At 48.0% G+C, this 21,191-nt stretch carries 19 protein-coding genes; 9 read left to right on the top strand and 10 right to left on the bottom strand.

What is annotated here, in order from left to right:
- Positions 1 to 5: 5 nt before the first annotated feature.
- From sdhA to sdhC, 3 genes are read right to left on the bottom strand one after another with little or no spacing between them, the layout of a single operon-like run.
- On the bottom strand, positions 6 to 1,772 hold the full coding sequence (gene sdhA, locus GMA8713_RS01110; RefSeq protein ID WP_062704904.1) for a succinate dehydrogenase flavoprotein subunit: 1,767 nt from the start codon (positions 1,770 to 1,772) through the stop codon (positions 6 to 8).
- On the bottom strand, positions 1,773 to 2,120 hold the full coding sequence (gene sdhD, locus GMA8713_RS01105) for a succinate dehydrogenase, hydrophobic membrane anchor protein (protein ID WP_062704903.1): 348 nt from the start codon (positions 2,118 to 2,120) through the stop codon (positions 1,773 to 1,775).
- Entirely contained in the window at positions 2,114 to 2,506 is a 393-nt protein-coding gene (sdhC, locus tag GMA8713_RS01100) for a succinate dehydrogenase cytochrome b556 subunit (protein WP_062704902.1), read from the bottom strand. The genes sdhD and sdhC overlap by 7 nt, the downstream gene beginning before the upstream one ends.
- A gap of 405 nt (positions 2,507 to 2,911) precedes the next feature.
- On the opposite strand from sdhC, the gene GMA8713_RS01095 reads away from it, so the two are divergent.
- The gene (locus GMA8713_RS01095; RefSeq protein ID WP_062704901.1) at positions 2,912 to 4,198 is read left to right on the top strand and encodes a citrate synthase; all 1,287 of its coding nucleotides are present in this window, start codon (positions 2,912 to 2,914) and stop codon (positions 4,196 to 4,198) included.
- A gap of 64 nt (positions 4,199 to 4,262) precedes the next feature.
- Here GMA8713_RS01095 and GMA8713_RS01090 read toward each other — a convergent pair whose 3' ends face one another.
- A complete protein-coding gene (locus GMA8713_RS01090; RefSeq protein ID WP_062704894.1) occupies positions 4,263 to 5,021 on the bottom strand; it encodes a Nif3-like dinuclear metal center hexameric protein in 759 nt (252 codons plus the stop codon).
- Between the two features lie 109 nt (positions 5,022 to 5,130).
- On the opposite strand from GMA8713_RS01090, the gene GMA8713_RS01085 reads away from it, so the two are divergent.
- Positions 5,131 to 5,895, top strand: coding sequence for a DUF1853 family protein (locus GMA8713_RS01085; RefSeq protein ID WP_062704893.1), 765 nt, complete (start codon positions 5,131 to 5,133; stop codon positions 5,893 to 5,895).
- Between the two features lie 77 nt (positions 5,896 to 5,972).
- Here the strand turns inward: GMA8713_RS01085 and pgm are convergent, their stop codons facing one another.
- Together pgm and seqA are read right to left on the bottom strand one after the other, a co-directional pair.
- The gene (pgm, locus tag GMA8713_RS01080) at positions 5,973 to 7,619 is read right to left on the bottom strand and encodes a phosphoglucomutase (alpha-D-glucose-1,6-bisphosphate-dependent) (protein ID WP_062704892.1); all 1,647 of its coding nucleotides are present in this window, start codon (positions 7,617 to 7,619) and stop codon (positions 5,973 to 5,975) included.
- Between the two features lie 154 nt (positions 7,620 to 7,773).
- Positions 7,774 to 8,319, bottom strand: a complete 546-nt coding sequence (gene seqA / locus GMA8713_RS01075) for a replication initiation negative regulator SeqA (RefSeq protein ID WP_062704891.1) — start codon at positions 8,317 to 8,319, stop codon at positions 7,774 to 7,776.
- A gap of 182 nt (positions 8,320 to 8,501) precedes the next feature.
- Between seqA and GMA8713_RS01070 the strand changes: the two genes are divergently transcribed.
- From GMA8713_RS01070 to fldA, 3 genes are all read left to right on the top strand, one after another.
- Positions 8,502 to 9,275 (top strand): alpha/beta fold hydrolase, encoded by a 774-nt coding sequence (locus GMA8713_RS01070; RefSeq protein ID WP_062704890.1) that lies wholly within the window; start codon positions 8,502 to 8,504, stop codon positions 9,273 to 9,275.
- Between the two features lie 60 nt (positions 9,276 to 9,335).
- On the top strand, positions 9,336 to 9,554 hold the full coding sequence (locus GMA8713_RS01065; protein WP_062704889.1) for a DUF2788 domain-containing protein: 219 nt from the start codon (positions 9,336 to 9,338) through the stop codon (positions 9,552 to 9,554).
- 120 nt (positions 9,555 to 9,674) lie between these two features.
- Entirely contained in the window at positions 9,675 to 10,202 is a 528-nt protein-coding gene (gene fldA / locus GMA8713_RS01060) for a flavodoxin FldA (protein WP_062704887.1), read from the top strand.
- A gap of 64 nt (positions 10,203 to 10,266) precedes the next feature.
- Here the strand turns inward: fldA and GMA8713_RS01055 are convergent, their stop codons facing one another.
- The gene (locus GMA8713_RS01055) at positions 10,267 to 10,767 is read right to left on the bottom strand and encodes a DUF4442 domain-containing protein (RefSeq protein WP_198159438.1); all 501 of its coding nucleotides are present in this window, start codon (positions 10,765 to 10,767) and stop codon (positions 10,267 to 10,269) included.
- Between the two features lie 169 nt (positions 10,768 to 10,936).
- Between GMA8713_RS01055 and fur the strand changes: the two genes are divergently transcribed.
- Positions 10,937 to 11,380 (top strand): ferric iron uptake transcriptional regulator, encoded by a 444-nt coding sequence (gene fur / locus GMA8713_RS01050; RefSeq protein ID WP_062704885.1) that lies wholly within the window; start codon positions 10,937 to 10,939, stop codon positions 11,378 to 11,380.
- Positions 11,381 to 11,444: 64 nt separating this feature from the next.
- Here fur and glnS read toward each other — a convergent pair whose 3' ends face one another.
- The 3 genes from glnS to nagE all read right to left on the bottom strand — a co-directional run bounded on the left by glnS (position 11,445) and on the right by nagE (position 17,582).
- Entirely contained in the window at positions 11,445 to 13,112 is a 1,668-nt protein-coding gene (gene glnS, locus GMA8713_RS01045) for a glutamine--tRNA ligase (protein ID WP_062704884.1), read from the bottom strand.
- 204 nt (positions 13,113 to 13,316) lie between these two features.
- Positions 13,317 to 15,995, bottom strand: a complete 2,679-nt coding sequence (locus GMA8713_RS01040; protein WP_062704882.1) for a beta-N-acetylhexosaminidase — start codon at positions 15,993 to 15,995, stop codon at positions 13,317 to 13,319.
- Between the two features lie 96 nt (positions 15,996 to 16,091).
- Positions 16,092 to 17,582, bottom strand: coding sequence for an N-acetylglucosamine-specific PTS transporter subunit IIBC (gene nagE / locus GMA8713_RS01035; protein WP_062704880.1), 1,491 nt, complete (start codon positions 17,580 to 17,582; stop codon positions 16,092 to 16,094).
- Between the two features lie 265 nt (positions 17,583 to 17,847).
- Between nagE and nagB the strand changes: the two genes are divergently transcribed.
- From nagB to nagC, 3 genes are read left to right on the top strand one after another with little or no spacing between them, the layout of a single operon-like run.
- Positions 17,848 to 18,648: a glucosamine-6-phosphate deaminase gene (nagB, locus tag GMA8713_RS01030; RefSeq protein ID WP_062704876.1), complete on the top strand. Its 801-nt coding sequence runs from the start codon at positions 17,848 to 17,850 to the stop codon at positions 18,646 to 18,648.
- 15 nt (positions 18,649 to 18,663) lie between these two features.
- On the top strand, positions 18,664 to 19,800 hold the full coding sequence (nagA, locus tag GMA8713_RS01025; RefSeq protein WP_062704873.1) for an N-acetylglucosamine-6-phosphate deacetylase: 1,137 nt from the start codon (positions 18,664 to 18,666) through the stop codon (positions 19,798 to 19,800).
- Between the two features lie 7 nt (positions 19,801 to 19,807).
- Positions 19,808 to 21,022 (top strand): DNA-binding transcriptional regulator NagC, encoded by a 1,215-nt coding sequence (gene nagC / locus GMA8713_RS01020; RefSeq protein WP_062704870.1) that lies wholly within the window; start codon positions 19,808 to 19,810, stop codon positions 21,020 to 21,022.
- The last annotated feature ends 169 nt before the right edge of the window (positions 21,023 to 21,191 follow it).

The raw sequence follows: 21,191 nt of genomic DNA, 5'->3' as shown, positions 1-21,191 counted from the left end.
CTCCCTTAGTAAGTACGCGCTTTCGGTGGGAAAGCTTCACGATGAACTGGCGTCATGTTCACATCACGCTTGGACATCGCTTCTGTTTCCGGGTTGTAGATGGTGTGGCACAGCCAATTTTCATCATCACGCTCTTGGAAATCGAAGCGTGCATGTGCTCCACGGCTCTCCGTACGGTAGTTTGCAGCAACCGCGGTCGAGAAGGCAGTTTCCATCAGGTTATCCAACTCCAGACATTCGATACGCTGAGTGTTGAACTCTGATGATGTGTCATCCAAGCGCGCTTCTTTAAGACGCTCGCGGATAACTTTAAGCTCTTCCAAGCCTTTCGCCATCGCATCGCCTTCACGGAACACCGAGAAGTTATTCTGCATGCAAGATTGCAGGTCTTTGCGGATTTGAACTGGGTCTTCACCTTTCTGAGTCGTGTTCCATCGATTTACTCGCGCCAGAGAGGCTTCAATGTCTGACTCAGTCGCATCACGTGCTTCCACTTGCGCAGCCAAAGTTTCACCCAAGTGCAGTCCCGTTGCGCGACCAAATACCACGAGGTCGAGCAGTGAGTTACCGCCAAGACGGTTTGCACCGTGAACAGATACGCTGGCGATTTCACCACATGCAAACAGACCCTGAACTTCAACATCGTTACCGTTTGCGTCTTGTTTAATGGCCTGACCGGAAACTTGCGTCGGTACACCACCCATCATGTAGTGACAGGTTGGGATAACCGGGATAGGCTCTTTGATTGGATCAACGTGCGCAAAAGTGCGGGACAATTCAAGAATACCTGGCAGACGCGCTTCAAGGACATCTTTACCTAAGTGATCCAGTTTCAGCTTGATGTGTGGACCCCATGGGCCATCGCAACCGCGGCCTTCACGGATTTCAACCATCATCGAACGAGCAACAACGTCACGGCCAGCAAGGTCTTTAGCATTTGGTGCATAACGCTCCATGAAGCGTTCGCCATCTTTGTTGAGAAGGTAACCACCTTCACCGCGACAACCTTCAGTTACCAATACACCCGCACCTGCGATGCCCGTTGGGTGGAACTGCCACATTTCCATGTCTTGCATTGGTACACCGGCACGCAGTGCCATACCTACGCCGTCACCCGTGTTGATGTGCGCATTCGTCGTTGACTGGTAAATACGACCTGCACCGCCAGTTGCGAGAATCGTTGCTTTCGCTTTGAAGTAGCAGATCTCTCCGGTTTCCATGTCCATCGCAGTTGCCCCAACAACTGCACGGTCTTGGTTTTTCACCAGATCCAACGCGTACCACTCAGAGAAGATCGTGGTCTTGTTTTTGATGTTTTGCTGGTACAGCGTGTGAAGCAGAGCATGGCCAGTACGGTCAGCAGCCGCTGCAGTGCGCGCAGCCTGCTCGCCGCCAAATGCTTTAGACTGTCCACCGAATGGACGCTGATAAATACGGCCGTTATCGAAACGGGAAAATGGGAGACCCATTTTTTCCAGTTCGATAATTGATTGAGGGCCAGTTTTACACATGTATTCAATCGCGTTTTGGTCACCGATGTAATCAGAACCTTTAACGGTGTCGTACATGTGCCATTCCCAATTATCTTCATGGGAATTACCCAGTGCTACCGTAATACCACCCTGGGCAGAAACGGTGTGGGAACGGGTTGGGAAAACTTTAGACAGCAGCGCACAAGACAGGCCCTGCTCAGAAATTTGTAGTGCAGCGCGCATGCCTGCACCACCTGCACCGATAACTATTGCGTCGAATTCTCTTACTGGAATACTCACTTACACACCCCACAATACAAAAAAGCCAGTCAACAGGTAGATAAACAGCAGCGCGACAATGCCAAACTGCATAAACATACGCAGCACGGTCGGCTTGATGTAGTCAGTCAATACCTGCCACATACCTATCCAAGCGTGGATAAGTACGCACACTAGCGCCAACATGGTGAAAACTTTGTTGCTTGTTTGTCCCCAGAACTCGACCCAGCTCTGATATGTCAATTCGGGACCAAACGCAAAGAAACCCACCATGTATAGGGTGTAAAGCGTCATGATAATGGCAGTCGCACGGAGCAAGATCCAGTCATGAACCCCGTTTCTGCCGAAAGAAGATACGTGTCCTACCATACTAAAATCCCCGCTAAAACAGACAGCACTGCAGTGATGATGAAACCGATTTTCGCGCTTTGCGAACCACTTTCCATCTCTTCAAAATGGCCCATGTCCATCAACAAGTGACGGATACCGCCAACAATATGATAAGCAAGTGCAGTCAGGATGCCCCAAAGGACAAACTTGGCGAATAAACTATTTACGATGTTCGAGGCGGCTTCAAAACCACTAGGGGATGATAAGGAGAGGCTTAACAGCCATAGAAGGATGGCGACCGAGATAAAGGTGATGACACCCGACACACGGTGCGCAATAGACGCGATCGCTGTGATAGGGAAGCGAATGGTCTGGAGGTCGAGGTTTACCGGTCTTGGCTTTCTTACTTTCACGATATGGCCCACTCAGCTCCATTGAGCAAATTATTGTTATTACACTCTCTGGAATCACATCTCGCTACAGCGCCAGACCTACAACATCATTTATTACGTTTTCACGTGCCACTGCTATTAACTGCAGTTCAAGCACTGAAATCCGCATTGAAAATATCGATTTGAGCCCCGAAACGCCCCGGCATTATGTAATATCCAGAGACCTGCGGGAGAGTATATGCCCCGTAACATTTAAACACAAACCAATAAAATTGACGGAAATCCCGAAACAGAGCATTAACCTAATGCGCACAGAATTTTGATACTTGCGTACACCCGACAAAGTTCACGTCTGCAAATTGACATCTAATGAGACGATCGGTACAACAACGGGGTCCGTATCCGGGATAGGATTATAAAAAAACAAAGGAGAATGTTATGGCAGAGAAGAAAGCTACCCTACAAATTGAAGGGAAAGCACCTATCGAACTGCCGATCAAAGGGGGCACAGTCGGTCCAGAAGTGATCGATGTACGTGCATTGGGTGCGAACGGCTTTTTTACGTTTGACCCAGGTTTCGTTGCAACAGCGTCGTGTGAGTCACAAATTACTTATATTGATGGCACAGCTGGCGTTTTATTGCACCGTGGCTACCCGATTGATCAATTAGCCAATAACGCTGACTATTTGGAAGTTTGTTACATCCTACTATATGGTGAAGCCCCAAGTCCTAAACAATATGAAGAGTTCCGTCGTATCGTAACTCGCCACACCATGGTTCACGAACAAATTGCGAGTTTCTTCCATGGTTTCCGTCGTGACGCTCACCCAATGGCTGTCATGGTGGGTGTGGTTGGCGCACTGGCTGCGTTCTACCACGACTCTTTGGACATCAACAACGACACACACCGTGAAATCACTGCGTTCCGTCTTCTGTCGAAGATGCCAACGCTGGCAGCGATGTGTTACAAGTACTCGATCGGACAGCCGTTCATCTACCCACGTAACGACCTGGATTACGCAGAAAACTTTCTGCATATGATGTTTGCGACCCCTGCAGAAGAGTACGAAGTAAATCCTGTTGTTGCTCGTGCAATGGACAAGATCTTCACCCTTCACGCAGATCACGAGCAAAATGCTTCAACATCTACCGTTCGTCTGGCTGGTTCTTCCGGTGCAAACCCATTCGCATGTATTGCTGCGGGTATCGCATCGCTTTGGGGCCCTGCTCACGGTGGTGCAAACGAAGCATGTCTGCGCATGTTGGAAGAAATCGGTTCTGTCGAGAACATTCCTGAGTACATCGAACGCGCGAAAGATAAAGATGACCCATTCCGTTTGATGGGCTTTGGTCACCGCGTTTACAAGAACTACGACCCACGTGCTACCGTCATGAACGAAGCATGTCACGAAGTTCTTGATGAGCTGAAAATCAACGATCCTCTGCTGGATGTTGCTATGGAGCTGGAAAGAATTGCACTTTCTGACCCTTACTTCATCGAGAAGAAACTCTACCCGAATGTAGACTTCTACTCAGGCATCATCCTGAAAGCAATTGGTATCCCAGTGTCAATGTTCACCGTGATTTTCGCGATGTCTCGTACCATTGGTTGGATCGCTCACTGGAATGAAATGCACAGCGACCCGCAAAACCGTATCGGTCGTCCACGTCAGCTTTACACTGGCTACGACAAGCGAGATTTCAAACCACTGAAAGATCGATAGTAAACTTGCGATAGCTAACCAAAAAACGCCGCTCTGCGGCGTTTTTTATTACTTTTTTAACACGTTAGACTGGGTTATCGATGTCAATAAAGGTCACTTCAAAGCCATGTTGGTCAGCAAGCCACTGCCCCAAAGCTTTCACACCATAACGTTCAGTTGCATGGTGCCCCGCACTGAAGTAATGGATACCTAGCTCTCGTGCAGAATATGTTGTTCGCTCAGAAATTTCACCAGAAACAAACGCATCCATTCCCTTGCTTGCAGCAAGATCGATGAAGTCCTGACCACCGCCTGTACACCATCCGACTTTCTTGATGGGCTTAGCAATAGCGCTTTCAATATGCAGTGGCTCACGGTTTAACTTCGTCGCCAGCAATTTACCAAAATCTTTTGCCGATAATGAACTGGGCAATTCACCCCAAACGGCAACAGAGTTTGGATTGCCATCTTCTAAGCCACCAAGCTGTTCAATCCCCAAAAGCGTCGCCAGTTGAGCATTATTTCCTACTTCAGGATGAACATCCAATGGCAGATGATAGGCATAGAGGTTAATACCACTTTCAATCAAAGACTTGATACGCTTAAACTTCATGCCCTTGAGCGGCTCAGACTCTCCTCGCCAGAAATAACCATGATGAACCAGCAACGCATCCGCGTCTTGCTCAATCGCAGCCTCAATCAAAGCTTGTGAAGCCGTCACACCAGTGACAATTTTTCGCACTTCCTCTTTGCCTTCAATCTGCATCCCATTGGGGCAGTAATCTTTGATTGCAAAAGGCTTTAGAAATTCGTTGAGAACCGATTCCAGTTGGTAATTATTCATTTTCTTCCCGAATCTTTTGTGTCAATTAAGTCTATTCTAACCACCCTATCGATGCAGGTGAACCTCGTTTGCTATATGCTCTCGGTACAACCATCAAGGAAAGTCATCCATGTTCGCAGACAGTGCTCAAGTCCAAAGGGATATTGCTTGGATTCAACAGTCATCAGACATTATCGTTCAAGACGCCGCAAGCGTCGTCCCTCCCACATTCTGGTCTTCTATTTCATTACAGAAATTCCCAGCCTATGAGGGAGGTCAACGGATTGGTTTCTACTACCAATGGCTGATCAAACAATGTTTGCATCACAATGATACTTACCGACTGGTTGCCGAAGAATTACAGGTAGAGAGAGAAAAACGCACACTTAGTGCTGTGGATTTCGTCGTTGCAAGCCCTAACGGAGAGTTGGAACACTGGGAAGTTGCCATTAAGTTTTATCTGGCGTTTGACGGAGAATGGCGAGGCCCGAACGCAAAAGATACGTTGGCGAAGAAGCACAAAAAGATGGTCAAGCAACAGTTGATGCTTACCGATACTGAAGAATACAAAACGCAGTTTTCCCAATACCCGATAGCCAAACGCAGACTGCTCGTTCAAGGCAGACTTTACACCAATCCTTTCTTACCACTCAGTGATTTGCCTTCGCCTCCAGATGTGCAAGAGCAGAGCGTCAATGGATTTTGGTGTTGGCCCTCCCAATTGCCTATAGATGTAAAGTTTTTCGAGCTAACCAGAGCACAGTGGATGGAAGCCCCTTCTTTGGAAGATCTGCCTGTATATTCGCTGCCAGAAACTGTCACGAGGGAAACACATCTTATTGACGAAAACCGTCACCGCTGGTTTGTTGTTCCAGATAATTGGCCTTCTCTTTGAGTCGCCTTGCCTCTTATTTAGATATAAAAAACCACCGCTATGCGGTGGTTTTTCAATTTTTACTTCGCTGAGGAGTATTAAAGCCCGGCAGCCTTAAATACACCACTCACGATGCTTTGTGCTTCTTTCTGGATCAGCGCAAGGTGCTCCTCGCCTTTAAAGCTTTCACAGTAAATTTTGTAAATATCTTCTGTGCCTGACGGACGCGCTGCAAACCAACCAAACTCGGTGGTTACTTTCAAGCCACCAATCGCCTGCCTATTACCCGGCGCATGAGTCAGTTTCGCTGTGATTGTGTCACCGGCCAAGGTTTCAGCCGTAACCATTTCCGCAGAAAGTTTGCTCAACACCGCTTTTTGCTCGCCATTAGCTGGTGCTTGCAGGCGAGCATAGCTAGAGGCACCAAATTTCGCAGCGAGCTCATCGTAGCACTGCTGCGGATTCTTCCCTGTAACAGCGGTTATCTCTGCTGCCAGAAGGCAAAGCAGAATACCGTCTTTATCCGTCGCCCAAGCTGTGCCGTCCATACGCAGGAAAGATGCTCCTGCACTTTCTTCGCCACCAAAGCCTATTTCACCTGAATACAAGCCATCAACAAACCACTTGAAGCCCACGGGAACTTCGCATAATTTGCGACCAAGATTAGCTACCACTTTATCGATGATTGCGCTCGATACCAGTGTTTTACCCACACCGACTTCTGCGCCCCACTGTGGACGATGCTGGTAAAGGTAATCGATACACACAGCGAGGTAGTGGTTCGGATTCATCAGACCTGCTGGCGTGACAATACCATGGCGGTCAAAATCCGGGTCGTTACCGAACGCCAGGTCATACTGGTCTTTGTAGGCGAGAAGACCCGCCATCGCTGACGGTGATGAACAATCCATACGGATCACGCCATCTTTATCAAGTGACATAAAACGGAACGACGGATCCACATCATCATTGATAATCGTGATGTCCAAGTCGAAATACGTAGCAATCGCTTTCCAATAATCAATACCTGAGCCACCTAGTGGATCAACACCTATACGAAGACCTGCTTTTTTGATGGCATCCATATCGACGACAGAAGCCAAGTCCTGTACATAAGGCATGACCATGTCTGTTTCAACAAACAGATCGCTGGCAACTGCTTCTGAGAAAGTCACGCGACGAACGCCTGTCAAACCTTCTGCAATCAGTGTGTTGGCACGCTGCTCAATAGCTTTAGTGAGATCACCTTCAGCGGGACCGCCGTGTGTTGGATTGTATTTGATACCGCCATCTTGAGGTGGATTGTGCGAGGGCGTGATCACAATACCATCCGCTTTGTCGGCATTTTGCTTATTGTGAGTCAGGATCGCATGGGAGATGCCCGGCGTAGGGGTATAACCACCGTCTTTCTGAGCAATCACGGACACGCCGTTCGCTACAAGCACTTCGACCACAGAACAAAACGCTGGCTCAGACAGTGCGTGTGTGTCTTTACCCACAAATAAAGGACCAGTCACACCTTTCTCAGCACGCACCTCAGCAACTGCTTGAGCAATGGCCAGAATATGGTGTTGGTTAAAAGCCACTTTGTCGGCACAGCCGCGGTGACCGGAAGTACCAAACTCCACTTTGTGGGCTGGATTGCTAGAGTCTGGTGTCAATTGGAAGTAGTTCGACACCAACATTGGAATATTATGGAGATCTTGTTGCTGGGCTCGTTGCCCGGCGCGTTCATGGCTAGCCATTTACTCGCATCCTTACAATAATTCTGACGTTAACCAGTTGAGAAGCCGCAGAACCTCTGCACTAAACGCCCAACAGGTCTAGATATAGTGAGAGGCCCGTCAATGACAAGGCCTCTTCATTCATTATGTTTGTTTGGCACCAAACTCTACGAGGTTAAATCTCGCCGACCACTTTCTCAGTGATGTCGTTGGTGAAGCTCATCTTGGTCATCAGTTGCTCAACCATCTGGCGTTTACGTCCAGTATTGGTATTGGTGATCACCCAAAATGGCGTTTTAGGAATGTGTTTCGGTTTGGTCGTCTTGCCGCTTTCCAGTAGCGTCTGCTCATTATCAGCAAAATAAACGCGCGTACGCCCTTTCAACGCTGTCGCTTCAGAAAATGCTTGATTATCAATACGGTATAGGGTCGAAAGTACCAGCATGAATCGGCCAATCGCTTTCTCTTGCGCCGCGAATTCATCTGATATCAACAGGGAGCGCATTTCTTTTACACGATCAACGGTATCGCTTTTGCCCGCGTCTTTACTGACGACAATGCCCTTTTTCTCTGGGCTCGGCGCCAACGTTGCAACGGGTTGTTGCTCCACCTTCGGTGCCATCAGCAGCCTGCGCAGAATGTCCGATGCACTTTCACCAATGTGCTGGGTCTGGCTGGCAATGTACCGGTATAGCTCTTCATCAACCTCAATTGTCTTCATCGTTTGATCATCGTGTCCTGTTTTCAATTCAACACTGTGATTATACAGAGTTAGGGGTACCCGAGCCACCTCAAGATGCTGGTTTCAGCGAGAATAACTCTCTTCGTGATCGAGGTAAGGTTTTGAGTCGCGTTCAGGATCGCTATACTACGCTCAACCATGAATTTAACAGGAAAACCTCTGTGCAATTGAACTTCAAGATCCAGGGCGAAGGAAGCCCGCTCCTGTTGATCCACGGACTGTTTGGCAGTCTGGACAATCTTGGCGGGCTGGCAAAGGTACTGGCAGAACACTATCAGGTCTATCAAATTGACTTACCTAACCACGGCCAGTCTCCGCGCTCCGAAAACGTTGATTATGTATCCCAAGCCACTGCCGTGAAGGATTTTTTAGACCAGCAGAAACTGGAGAAGGTCTCTGTTGTCGGGCACTCAATGGGCGGAAAAGTTGCCATGATGCTTGCACAACTCCATCCAGATCACCTCGAAGATCTTGTGGTTATGGACATTGCCCCCGTTGAATACAAAGTTCGCCGACATGACGCAGTTTTAGCAGGTCTCAATGCCTCAATGGCCCAACCTATTCTAAGCAGAAAAGATGCGGAAGCAGCACTTGCTGAGCATATCCTAGAGCCGGGGGTGCGTCAGTTTCTGTTAAAATCTCTCGCTAAACAAGAAAATGGTACCTTTGATTGGCGCTTCAATGTCCCAACCCTTGAAACACACTATCTGGACATTGCCGGATGGCCTGAGCAGGGTGTTTTCGAAGGTGAAACACTGTTTTTAAAAGGTGCCAATTCAGATTATATTGCAGCCGAACACCGAGCGGATATAGAGCGACAGTTCCCACGCGCCAAAGCACACGTCATTGCGAATACTGGACACTGGCTACACGCAGAAAAACCTGCCACCGTAGCACGTGTGATCACTCGCTTTTTAACAAACTCAGAGCGTTAACAGAGCACTCCCACTTATGCTATAGTGCGCGGCGAAAATGGGTTCCGAACGGAGGCGGTAATGCTATACGAGCACTTCGAATTGCTCGAGAAGATAGGTCTTGATCTGCTATTTGCAGGTATCTTCTTTTTTATTGGTATGGCGATCAAGGACGTGCTCAAAGAGGGAAAAGTTCCACCATTTGGCCGCAGAGTCGTGTGGCTGGTACTTTTCCTCGGGTGCGCAGGTTTTATTACCAAGGGCGTGATCCAGCTTTTCTGGGAAGGGGTAGGCATCTGAGTCTACAGCCACACCACCTTAAAAGATTCCAACGGCAAGAAGGCCGAGCCTTCTTCTACACTTTACATTCTGGGCTGTGTATATTGCGGCTCGATTAACAATAAATAGGTATTCTCTATTATGGCGAGCGTAGGTCTCTTCTTTGGTAGCGATACAGGTAACACTGAAGCTATCGCCAAGATGATTCAAAAACAACTGGGCAAGCAAATGGTCCATGTTCAGGACATTGCAAAGAGCAGCAAAGAAGATATTAATAACTTCGATCTGCTCCTGCTTGGCATCCCGACTTGGTACTACGGTGAAGCACAATGTGACTGGGATGATTTTTTCCCAGAACTTGAGCAAATCGACTTCTCAACCAAGCTGGTTGCAATCTTTGGCTGTGGTGATCAGGAAGACTACGCAGAATACTTCTGTGACGCGATGGGTACCATCCGTGACATCGTCGAAACCAAAGGCGGCACCATTATTGGTCACTGGCCGACGGAAGGTTATGAGTTCGAAGCATCGAAAGCACTGGTTGATGACAGTAACTTCGTTGGCCTGTGTGTTGACGAAGATCGTCAACCGGAACTTACTTCTACCCGCGTAGAAAAATGGGTCAACCAAGTCTACGAGGAAATGTGCCTGGCTGAACTGGAAGGTTAAGTTAAGCAATTACCAAAAACAAAAAACGCGCCCAGTGCGCGTTTTTTATATCTGCTGTAAAGTCTTAAGCTGACTTTTCTTCGCGGTACTTTGGTTTTTTGCGCACATACAATACGCGGCGCACCCGGCTCACCACTTCCCCATTAGCATCTTGCACATTCACGATGAACTCGGGAAACACCTTATCGCCGTTGATAGTCGCTTGCTGAATGGAAGCAACGGTTTCCTCGGAAATCACAAATTCAGCGAACAGATCTGTCGCTCCAGGCTTAATGAAGTTGATGTCAGCCTCTTTGTCCCAAACGAAATACTTTTCACCAAGGATTCCCATCAGCATGAGAGCATAGGTGGGATCTGTCATAGAAAAAATACTTCCGCCATACTGGGTTCGGTTGGCATTTTTATTCCACCAGCGGAGCTTCAAACGCATCTTAACATGCCGAAAATCTTCGCTAATATTCAGGATCTTGATACCCGCTCCCCAGAATGGAGGCCAACAATTCAAGGCGAGTTTCACAATGCCGGGTTTGTAAAATTTGTACACAGGAATCCCTTTTCTGGTCATACCAGCAAATACTGCCAGTTTTACAATGCGACAACAAGCCGCAAAACCAACCAATTAGGCCAGATATTTACCCCTTTGTACTGGCGGCCTCTTATCACATTTGTTACGCTAACTATCAGTTTTCCCGTTCTCTCACACAGGGAAAAGCAATCACGTAGGAAAGAACCGGATGTCAGATAATAACAAGGCACTAAAAGACGCAGGCCTAAAAGTAACGCTGCCTCGCTTGAAGATCTTAGAAGTTCTGCAAGAGCCGGACTGTCAGCACATTAGCGCTGAAGATCTTTACAAAAAGCTTATCGATATCGGCGAAGAAATTGGACTTGCGACAGTATATCGCGTACTTAACCAGTTCGATGATGCCGGTATTGTCACCCGCCACCACTTTGAAGGCGGTAAATCGGTTTTTGAGCTGGCGACACAACACCACCATGACCATTTAGTTTGTCTGGATTGTGGTCGCGTTATCGAATTTACAGACGATGTGATAGAAGAGCGCCAGAAAGATATCGCAAACCAATTCAACATAAGGCTGACAAACCACAGCTTGTATCTTTATGGCCACTGCACTAAGAGTGGATGTAAAGACGACCCTAGCATTCATGACGCTTAATTACGCCGATTGATTGGGACAAAAAAACCGGAGCCAAGCTCCGGTTTTTTGTATTCAAGGCAACTTAATCACCAATTTTCGCCCAGGTGTCACGCAGGCCCACCGTGCGATTGAACACCAATGCGTCCTTTTTGCTGACTTTACTATCTGCACAGAAGTAACCCATACGCTCAAACTGATAGCCTTGCTCTGCTTCTGCCACTTTTAAGCTTGGTTCTACATAGCCATTAACCACTTTCAGTGACTCTGGGTTGATGGTAGCTGCAAAATCATCCGCCGCACCAGGGTTTGGCTGTGTGAACAGGCGGTCATACAGACGGAATTCCGCTTCAACACCGGCATCCGCAGATACCCAGTGAATAACACCTTTTACTTTACGACCATCCGACGGGTCTTTACCCAGCGTCTCTGGATCATAAGTACAGTAAACCGTTGTTATCTTGCCGTCCGCATCTTTGTCACAACGCTCAGCTTTCACCACGTACGCATTACGTAAACGTACTTCTTTACCCAGAACCAGACGCTTGTACTTCTTGTTCGCTTCTTCGCGGAAGTCTTCAGCTTCAATCCAGATTTCTCGGCTAAATGGAATTTCACGCTCGCCCATTTCTGGTTTGTTCGGGTGGTTAGGTGCATTCAGTGTTTCAATTTTACTTTCTGCGTAGTTTTCGATAACCAGTTTGATTGGATCAAGCACTGCCATTGCACGAGGTGCGTTTTCGTTCAGGTCATCACGCACACAAGACTCCAGTGAGCTCATCTCAATAGTGTTATCTTGTTTAGTGACACCAATACGCTTACAGAACTCACGAATTGATGCAGGCGTGTAACCGCGACGACGCAGGCCAGAAATGGTCGGCATGCGTGGATCGTCCCAACCATTAACCAGATTTTCACTGACCAGTTGGCTCAGCTTACGCTTTGACATCACGGTGTATTCGAGGTTAAGACGGCTGAACTCGTACTGGCGTGGCTGGCATTCAATAGTGATGTTTTCCAAAACCCAGTCGTAAAGACGCCGGTTGTCCTGAAATTCCAACGTACACAGTGAGTGAGTAATACCTTCAATTGCATCTGAAATACAGTGAGTGAAGTCGTACATCGGGTAAATACACCACTTGTCACCGGTTTGGTGATGGTGAACAAAACGTACGCGATACAGCACCGGATCACGCATCACCATAAATGGTGAAGCCATGTCGATTTTGGCACGCAGGCAGGCTTTGCCTTCAGCAAATTCGCCGTTCTTCATTTTTTCGAACAGCGCCACGTTTTCTTCCACACTGCGGTCGCGGTATGGGCTATGTTTACCCGGTTCAGTCAGGGTGCCACGGTATTCGCGGATCTCTTCAGCACTTAACTCTTCGACGTAAGCCAGGCCTTTTTCGATCAGCTCTACCGCATAACCATGCAGACGGTCGAAGTAGTCAGACGAATAACAAACTTCACCGTCCCATTGGAAGCCCAGCCAGTTCACATCATTCTTAATAGATTCAACGAATTCGATGTTTTCTTTCTCTGGGTTGGTATCGTCAAAACGCAGGTTGCACTGACCCTGGTAATCTTGCGCGATACCAAAGTTCAGACAGATCGACTTTGCGTGACCGATGTGCAGATAGCCGTTTGGCTCTGGTGGGAAACGCGTGTGAACAGTGTTGTGAACACCACCTGACAAATCTTTATCAATGATTTGACGGATAAAGTTGGTTGGACGAGCCTCAGACTCACTCATCAAAAAATACCTCGTTGGAAGATCCGGATCTTATACTCAGGCGAACTTAATATGCTGCCGATCAGCGCCTAGGTTGGATAGATTTCAAATAACGCCCAATAATCCCCGATCGTGGCTATTTACTCAACCACTACTGAACGCTCTCAAGCCATTTGAACAAAAAAAAGCCCGCGAAGTGCGGGCTTTGATGCTTTAAGGGGGAAATTACAGAGAAACCGCGCGACCTTCGCGTTGTCTATCTGCACTCAATGCACGCACTTCTACGTTAGCATTGTTGTCAATAGCTACTGGAGCGACGAAGTCCATCCAAGATTGACCACCATCCACAGAGTATTGCATTGGCAGACCCGGCATGCTGGTGTTCATGTGCAGTTTGCCGTCTTGCATGATGGCACCTGGAACAGGAATACGGTAGTTGATACCTGATGCATCCAGTTTCGCCATTTCGCGCTGACCCATTACATTGGCAAAGCGCGTCCAGTCTTGCAGTTGCGCATCTTTATTAACGTGCGAAGTCTCCTGGTTGAATTGCTTACCTACTTGGTAATCCAATTCCCAGTCTGCTTTGTGCCATGCACGCTCAGCGGCGGCAATCACACGAGGGAATACCATGTATTCGTATTGCTCATCAGTACGAACGGTTTCACTCCAAAGTTGTGCCGACAGACCGTGGAAGCCTTCGTTGTGTTCAACGGTACCTTTACCATTAAATCCGTTGCCATCGCGGTCCACAGACGTTTCTGCGTTCTGAGGCAGGTTCTCTGGCGCAAACCCAAACATCTTGCGAGTGTCAGTTGCTCGGGTCGCCCAGTAGTAACCACGCTCTTTCGGGTCTACTTCGTATGGCATATCCATGTACACGTAATCAGGGTTAGAGACGATCAGGTCGTAACCTTTCGCAGCCCAGTCGTATGCAGATGCATCACCGCCCCAGTAAAGAACATCCCAGAAATTCACGCGGGTGCTTTCAGTTTTGAACGCTGAAGCATCTTTCGAGTACTTCAGACCATCTTGCCATGCCTGGAAGTTCTCAATGCCTTGCTCAGCAACTGCACCACTTACTTTCTCCGCAAAGAAGCTTGGTAGGTGACCAAAATCAGACACAACACCTTCTTCGATCAACTTCTGGCACATTGGAGACTTAGCAAACGGCTTGTCTTGCTGGCTAAGGTCAATATTGCCTTTCCACGCTACCTGGTCAGTTGCATTGATATCTTGGAAGCCTGCATTCAGTTTGATGTTCTTCGCTTCGTCACCACCGAAATGCCAGGTATTGAGCGGCATACCAGCAGCATCGTGCATCGCTTTTACTTCAGTGATCACTTTGTTTACGAAGTTCATGGACGAGTCCATACATGGGTTGATGAAGCTGCGCTTATCGTAGAACTGAACCGTGGTTACGTTAGACGTATCTTGCGGATCCATCAGACGGAATTCTTCTGCTTTCGCCAGATCACCCTGCTCTGCATATTTCTGGTAACGTGCTTCCATAGAAACCACCGCCGCACGTGAGTGCGCAGGCATGTCGATTTCTGGGATCACTTCAATACCGCGTGCTTTCGCATGACGCAGAATTTCCATGTAATCCGCTTTCGAGAAGTAGCCAGAACCAAAGTTGTCAGTGCTTGGGCCTGAACCCAACTGTGGCAGAAGACATGAGGTTTCGCTCAGGTCGTGGCAGCGGTTTGCGCCTACGTCAGTCAGCTCAGGGAGGCCCGGAATTTCCAAACGCCAGCCTTCATCATCCGTCAGGTGAAGGTGTAGCTTGTTCAGCTTGTATGCCGCCATTTGATCGATAGTGCGCAGCATCGCTTCCTTAGAGTGGAAGTTACGCGCAACATCTACCATCACACCGCGGTATTCAAAGCGAGGTGCATCTTCAATAGCTACCCAAGGCAGCATCTCGTCGTCACCGTTGTCCATCAGCGCCAGCATAGATTGCAGACCGTAGAATGCACCCACACTGTCGAAGCCCAGCACTTCAACACCACCAGCATTCACTGCCAGTTTGTATGCGCCTGATACCTCTTCTTTGCCTTCGAACGCTTTCGCATCAACATTGATGTTCAGCGCGATGTCACCCTCAACATTCACGCCCAGAAGCTCAGCGCGCTTTTCGAATGCCGCCAGTTGGTCAGCGTCCAAAGCGTTGTTGGTTACTGAGAAGCCTGAGGCAATGTGCAGCGCGCCACGCATTTGCTTGGTTTTCAGCGGAGTTGGAATGATAGAGGCTTCAATTGCACCTTCTGCCAGTGCTGCGACATCGCTGTTTTTCGCATAACGCGAAGCTGCAGTCGCCAGCACGTTGTTATCTTCCGGCGTACGCTTCCAGTTCTTGCCTTCGATCTCAGCCACGTAAGCATCGACGTTTTCTGTGTTGAGCGAAGCAATCGTTTTAGGAATAGCATTACCTGCTGTCACGTATGCACGAGGCATAAAGTCAGTTTCAAACAGCGTCCAGTATTCCTGAATAAGAGGGATCTCGATTGTTTCGCCAGCTGCAAAACCCTCGAAGGATGCCGTTGGAGTCATCACATAAAGGTCACCGGTGATGTGTTCAATCGCGAAATCTTTGTTCTCAACATCCAGAATGACACGAATGCTGTGCAAGTATATTTTCCAGTCGTTGCCGGAAACCGCTTCACCGTCGTTAACCACAGTCATCAGGATCTTGTTACAAGAAGCCCACTCTGCGCCCATATCCTGACACGCCATGCCTTCCTGTGCACCGTGGTTTGTCTCCACGTCGTAGCTAATATTCAGCTGAGAAGCCAGTGCATCAACCTTTCCTTGTTGCGCTGCGTCTGACTGCAGAGAACTGCAACCAGCCAGACCTGAAGCAATCGCAACAGACAAGATACCCATCTTAAATGTTTTGTTCATTGTTCATTTTCCCTACGAATAGCCTTAAAAAAGGCCCAAAAAAAGCCGACCCCGTTAGAGGCCGGCTATGTTGACTGTTTAGTCAGTATTTTTTTATTAAGGCAGTTTTACGTCAGACAGGTCTTCAGTAGTGCCGACTTTTTTCATTTCGCCAGCAACGATTTCTGCCAGTGGGCCCAGAATAACCTGAAGGTTGTTGGTACCCAGTTTAACAACACCCATCGCACCCAGTGCTTTCAGTGTTTTCTCGTCGATTTGGCTGCCGTCTTTAACAGTCAGGCGCAGACGAGTAATACATGCATCGATGTTAGTCAGGTTGTCGTGACCACCCAGTGCTTTCAGGTATTGACGAGCCAGAACACCAGTTTCGGCTGAACCTTGAACGTCTGAAGAAGTTTCGTCATCTTCTTCACGACCTGGAGTTGCCAGGTTGAACTTCAGAATAGCTGCGCGGAATACGGTGTAGTAGATAATCGAGAACACCAGACCTTGAACAATCAGCATGTACCAGTTAACCGCCAGTGGGTTACGGGTAGACAGAACCATATCCACCAGACCTGCAGAGAAGCCAAAGCCTGCAATCCACTGCATAGATGCTGCGATGTATACAGAGATACCGGTCAGCAGTGCGTGTAGTACGTACAGACCAGGTGCCAGGAACATGAATGAGAATTCCAGAGGCTCAGTTACACCAGTGAAGAAAGATGCGAAAGCAGCAGCCAACATGATAGATGCAACTTTCTCTTTGTTTTCTGGCTTCGCACAGTGGTAGATAGCCAGTGCAGCACCTGGCAGACCGAACATCATGATTGGGAAGAAGCCCGCCTGGTACATACCAGTCACACCAGCAACACCAGTACCTTCAGCGATAGACTTGGCACCGCCCAGGAAGTTAGGGATGTCGTTAATGCCGGCAACGTCGAACCAGAATACTGAGTTCAGAGCGTGGTGCAGACCAACAGGGATCAGAAGACGGTTGAAGAATGCGTATACACCCGCACCCAGCTCGCCCATACCTTGAATACCTTCACCGAAGCTTACGAGACCGCCGTATACAGTTGGCCATACGTACATCAGGATGAATGCGATGAAGATACCAGCAAAAGAGGTCAGGATTGGTACAAGTCGCTTACCAGAGAAGAACGCCAGTGCTTTGTGCAGTTCAACGTGAGAGAAACGGTTGTAAAGCTCAGCAGATACGATACCAACCAAGATACCTACGAACTGGTTGTTGATCTTACCAAAAGCTGCAGGTACCGCGCTTGGGTCAATACCCTGAATTTGCGCAACTGCACCTGGAGAAAGCAGCGTGGTTACAACTAGGAAGCCAACGAAGCCTGACAGTGCTGCCGCACCATCTTTATCTTTAGACATACCGTACGCAACACCAACCGCGAACAGTACAGACATGTTATCGATGATTGCAGCACCAGCTTTGATCAGGAATGCTGCCAGTGCGCTATTCGCACCCCAGCCATTCGGGTCAATCCAGTAACCAACACCCATAAGAATTGCAGCGGCAGGAAGCGTGGCGACTGGCACCATAAGTGCTTTACCTACTTTTTGGAAATAACCGAGAATATTCACCTTTGTTCCCCCTATAGTGGTTCTTTCTCAGATGTGTAATGACAACATGGGACTTTTTTTACTATCCAATGTGAGTCAGGAGGAGTTTATTCCATTAATTTCGCCCCGCAAATTAAAACGGATGCAATTGTGATTATCGTCACTCAAAACACTATGAGATCGGGTTTTTTGCTAGCACGCTCATAAAACTTATTTTATGATGAAAACTAAGATATAAATCCACTTTCATGTATAGTCAGATTTTGAATTAACTGAGAGGTGTCCCGTGAGACTTATCCCACTACAAACAGCACATGAAGTAGGCCTTTGGTCAGCACGTCATATCGTTGATACGATTAACAAATTTTCCCCAACCAAAGATCGCCCTTTTGTTCTTGGCCTGCCAACTGGTGGCACCCCTCTGAACACGTACAAGCAACTGATTGACCTTCATAAGCAAGGCGAAGTAAGCTTCAAACATGTTGTGACTTTCAACATGGATGAGTATTGCGGCATCCCGGCTGACCACCCAGAGTCATACCGAAGCTTCATGTATAACAACTTCTTTAATCACATTGATATTCAAGAAGAAAATATCAATCTTCTGAACGGCAACGCGGAAGATCATTTCGCTGAATGCCAACGTTATGAAGACAAGATCAAGTCTTACGGCAAAATCAACCTGTTCATGGGTGGCGTTGGTAACGACGGTCACATCGCATTTAACGAACCAGCGTCTTCTTTGTCTTCACGTACTCGCATCAAAACTCTTACTGAAGACACGCGCATTGCAAACTCGCGCTTCTTCGATAACGATATTAACCAGGTACCTAAGCATGCGCTGACTATCGGTGTTGGTACTTTGCTTGATGCTGAAGAAGTTATGATACTTATCACCGGTCATAATAAAGCACTAGCACTGCAAGCAGCTGTTGAAGGCTCAGTTAACCACCTATGGACTGTATCTGCGCTGCAACTGCACCCTAAAGCACTGATGGTATGTGATGACCCATCAACTGCGGAGCTGAAAGTGAAGACAGTTAAGTACTTCCAAGAGCTGGAAGCAGAAAACATCAAGAACTTGTAAGGTAAGGAAGTATTCATGTACGCACTGACAAACTGCCGAATTTTCACCGGTAGCGAAGTGCTGGATAAGCATGCCGTTGTCGTTAAAAGCGGTCTGATCCAGAACATCTGTCCAGAAAAAGAATTGCCAGAGGGCATTGAAATCCGTTCACTGGACGGCGCATTCCTGACTCCTGGTTTCATCGATCTGCAACTGAACGGTTGTGGCGGTGTCATGTTCAATGACAAAGTGACAGCGGAAACCATCCGCACGATGCACCTGGCAAATCTCAAGTCTGGCTGCACCAGCTTCCTGCCTACCCTCATCACATCTTCTGATGAAGATATGAAAGCATCTGTCAGTGCGATTCGTGATTACCAGGAGCAATACGCTAACCAAGCGCTTGGTCTGCACCTTGAAGGCCCTTACCTGAACGTTGCCAAAAAAGGTATTCACAGCGTGGATTACATCCGCCGCTCTGACGACGCGATGATTGATTTTATCTCGGCTAACGCAGACGTTGTAACCAAAGTCACGCTGGCACCTGAGCTGACACCTTCTGAACATATCGAGAAACTGGCGAAAGCAGGCATCGTGGTTTCAGCAGGCCACACCAACGCAAGCTATGTCGAGGCGCGCAAAGGTTTCAAAGCTGGTATCACATTCGCAACTCATCTGTTCAACGCGATGACACCAATTGCAGGTCGTGAACCTGGTATGGTTGGCGCAATCTACGATACACCTGAGGTTTACACTGGTGTTATCGCAGACGGTTTTCATGTCGACTATGCAAACATCCGCATTGCACACAAGCTCAAGGGTGAAAAACTTGTTCTGGTTACCGATGCAGCAGCGCCTGCAGGAGCGGACATGGATCACTTTATTTTTGTAGGTAAGAAAGTATATTACAGAGATGGCAAGTGTGTTGATGAGAATGGCACACTTGGTGGTTCGGCATTGACCATGATTGAAGCAGTACAGAACTCTGTCGAACATGTAGGCATCGCTTTGGATGAAGCGGTACGCATGGCAACCTTGTATCCTGCTCGTGCAATCGGCATGGATAACAAGCTGGGCGCTATCAAACAAGGATATGTAGCCAACCTGACCGTGTTCGACCGTGAATTCAATGTCAAAGCGACTGTGGTTAATGGCGAATATACATTGAATTAGGAAATTTATGACAGGCGGACAAATTGGTAACGTAGATCTGGTTAAACAGCTAAACGGTGCCGCCGTTTACCGACTCATCGACCAACAAGGGCCGATTTCTCGAATCCAAATAGCTGATGTAAGTAGTCTTGCGCCAGCCAGTGTTACCAAAATTACCCGCCAGTTACTGGAGCGCGGCTTAATTAAAGAAGTCGCGCAACAGGCATCCACTGGTGGTCGACGAGCTATTTCTTTGACCACAGAGTGCGCACCTTTTCACTCCCTTGCCGTCCGCCTTGGACGCGACCGCATTGAGCTTACACTGTTTGACCTTGCCGGTAACCCGCTTGCAGAACACGAAGAGCCATTCCACTATCCGAATCAGGATACGCTGATTGAAGGTCTGATCTACAAACTGCATACCTTCCTTGCCTCACATCAAGATGTCTTGAAAGAGCTGATCGCCGTTGCTGTTTCCCTGCCTGGTCTTGTTGATGCAGAGGCTGGTATTGTGGAATACATGCCACATATTACGATCGACAAATTACCGTTAAGTGACTTAATTCGTGATGAATTTGGCGTTCAGTGTTTTATTGGAAACGATACCCGAGGTCAGGCTCTTGCGGAACATTATTTCGGGGTAAGTAAAAATTACTACGATACACTGCTGGTAAGTGTCCACAATGGTGCAGGCGCAGGTATTATCGTGAATGGTCAGGTATTTTTGGGATATAACCGCAACGTCGGTGAAATAGGCCATATTCAAATTGATCCACTGGGTAAGAAATGCCAGTGTGGAAACTTTGGCTGTCTGGAAACTGTTGCTTCAAACCCGGCCATTATTGAGCACGCTCAACAACTGCTGGCACAAGGCCACGAGAGTATGCTTCAGGGTAAGAAAGATCTAAACGTATCAGACATCTGTCGTGCCGCTGTCGCAGGTGATGAACTGGCGCGTCAGGTTCTGGTGAAAGTGGGCAATCATTTAGGCAAAGCTATTGCCATGACCATCAACCTGTTCAATCCACAACAGGTGGTTATTTCGGGTGAAATTACGGAAGCTAAAAGTGTCGTCTTCCCAGCAATCCAACGTTGTGTAGAGAACCAATCTCTGCGCACCTTCCATCAAAACCTGCCTATCGTGGCTGCTGGTCTCTCAGGGACGCCAACACTTGGCGCTTTTGCTCTGGTCAAGCGTGCAATGCTAAACGGCGCACTGCTCCAGCGACTGTTGGAAGACTAACACTCAAACCGGCGCGGAATTAAGCGCATAGTTTGCAAAATGTTACAAAGGCAATACTGGTGACCAGTGTTGCCTTTGTTTTATCATTGATACCAACTTTCCAGAGTTGATACTCAGTCTTTCCGTTTTCCACGGCATCAACTCCCCCGATTTTAGGACATTTACTGCT

The sequence above is a fragment of the Grimontia marina genome (assembly GCF_900060185.1).
In the GTDB taxonomy this organism is placed as follows: Bacteria; Pseudomonadota; Gammaproteobacteria; order Enterobacterales; family Vibrionaceae; genus Enterovibrio; species Enterovibrio marinus.
This window is presented reverse-complemented; position numbering and strand designations above follow the sequence as displayed.